We start from the raw sequence: 1,798 nt of genomic DNA, 5'->3' as shown, positions 1-1,798 counted from the left end.
AATCAACATTATGGAACTTCGACTTTTGCGGCAACCCTTTTGCGGCAACGTTTGGCAGTTCGATTGAAGTCGTGTGCGCATCAACGGTCAGAAATGTGGAGAGCGGTTGATCAGGACGGATATGTGCTCGATGAGATCGTCCAGACGCGAAGTTACACCAAGGCGGCCAAGTGCCTGTTGACGCGACTTCTGAACAAGCAAGCCACGCCGCCAAAGCGTGTGATCACCGACAAATTGCGCTCCAACGGGGCGGCTAAACGCCAGCTCATGCCGGACGTGGAACACCGCTCGCATAAAGGCTTGAACAACCGGGCGGAGAATTCTCACCTGCCGTTCAGAAAACGGCAGCGAACGCGACAGGGTTTATGGTCGGTTGGCTCATTGCACCATTTCGTGTTGATCTTCTCCGCCGTCCGAAACCTCTTCGTCCCATCTTCCCTCTCGATCACTGACCGCAATCTCACTCATATCTACAATCGTCTGAAAGCCACGCCACGCGGCCGACCGGCGACGAAATTAGCCGTCGTGCACGAAAAGCCGAGGGCGCGGTCGCAGGAAGCTCCGGCGGCCTTTTTTCCAACCGATGAGCGCGGGCGCGATGGTCGCAACGGCATCGGCAGCCGACGGGGCGTCGAAGAGGACGACATCTGCCCCGCTACCGATCGCAATGCCGTAGCCCTTTATTCCCAGGAGGGTGGCTGCCTGCGCCGTGATCATGGCAAAGACGCCGTCGAGGCCATCGGTGGTGCCGATCTGGGCAATGTTCGCGTAGAGATTGGCTATGCGCATCAGGTTGACGTCGCCGAAGGGCGTGAACGGATTGAGGACATTATTGGTGGAGATGGTCGTCACGACACCGAGTGCTGCCAGGCGATGAGCGGGTGTCACGCCGCGAGGGATGAGAAAGGTCGAATTGCGGCCGGTCAAGAAGAGATCGGTGGCCGGCAGGACGGTCAGCGCGATGCCGCTCTCGGCGAGACGGCGGCCGATCGGCTCCAGCTCTTCCAGCGGCAGGGCCGAGAGCTTGGTGACGTGGCCGACCGAGACGCGCCCCTGGTATCGGCGCGCGACGGTCTCGACGATAATGGTCGGAAGATCAGAGCCTGCGGGGTCGAGATCGAAATCGAGGTGGAAATCAACGGCGACGTCATGGCGCATGGCGATGTCAAAGATGCGACGGATGTGTTCGGTCGGCTCGGGATCGGTGTAGGGGCAGCCTCCCACCAGATCGGCGCCCGCCTTCAACGCTTGTTCCAGCATCTCTTCCGTATCGGGATCGTTCGTCAGGCCCTCCTGGGCAAAGGCGCAGATTTCGATGTCGACGAGGCTGGCATAATCCGCCTTCAGACGCCTGATCGCCTCGAAGGAGCGGAACCCGGCGCGTGGGTCGATCTCGACGAAGGTGCGCAGGCGGATGGTGCCGTTGAGGATCGCCTTTTCGACGACCGCGGCAGCACGGGCATAGACGTCTTCCTCGGTGAAGGCCGCCTTGGCCCGGGAGGTTTCGCTGATGGCTTCCGCGAGTGTCCCGGTGCAGAGATTGCAGCGACTGATGATCCCGGCCTTGTCGAGGTGGATATGGGTTTCGATGAGACCTGCACAGGCAAATTTTTCCCCGGCATCATAATGCGGGGCATCGCAGACGAAACCAGGCGCGATCGCCGCGATGCGGCCCGCCTCGAAGGCGATGTCGGTCGGTTCAGTCAAGCCTGCCAGTCGGGCGTTGCGGATGACAAAGTCGATCGCCATGGAGCCTCCTCAGACTGACRGAAGAAAATTGCGGGCGACGCGATTGTGA

The 1,798-nt window shown here is 60.5% G+C and carries 1 protein-coding gene and 1 pseudogene; one reads left to right on the top strand and one right to left on the bottom strand.

Going from position 1 to position 1,798, the window contains the following annotated elements:
• Nucleotides 1-93: 93 nt before the first annotated feature.
• Nucleotides 94-432, top strand: a pseudogene (locus tag AC1D1Z_RS37035) (DDE-type integrase/transposase/recombinase); the annotation flags it as partial.
• A gap of 84 nt (nucleotides 433-516) precedes the next feature.
• Here AC1D1Z_RS37035 and AC1D1Z_RS37030 read toward each other — a convergent pair.
• Nucleotides 517-1,749, bottom strand: coding sequence for an amidohydrolase family protein (locus AC1D1Z_RS37030; RefSeq protein ID WP_131647021.1), 1,233 nt, complete (start codon nucleotides 1,747-1,749; stop codon nucleotides 517-519).
• Between the last annotated feature and the right edge of the window lie 49 nt (nucleotides 1,750-1,798).

This window comes from Rhizobium sp. P1_E1 (assembly GCF_056406015.1).
The sequence above is the reverse complement of the archived record's forward strand: the minus strand, read 5'-3'. Positions and strand labels throughout refer to the sequence as shown.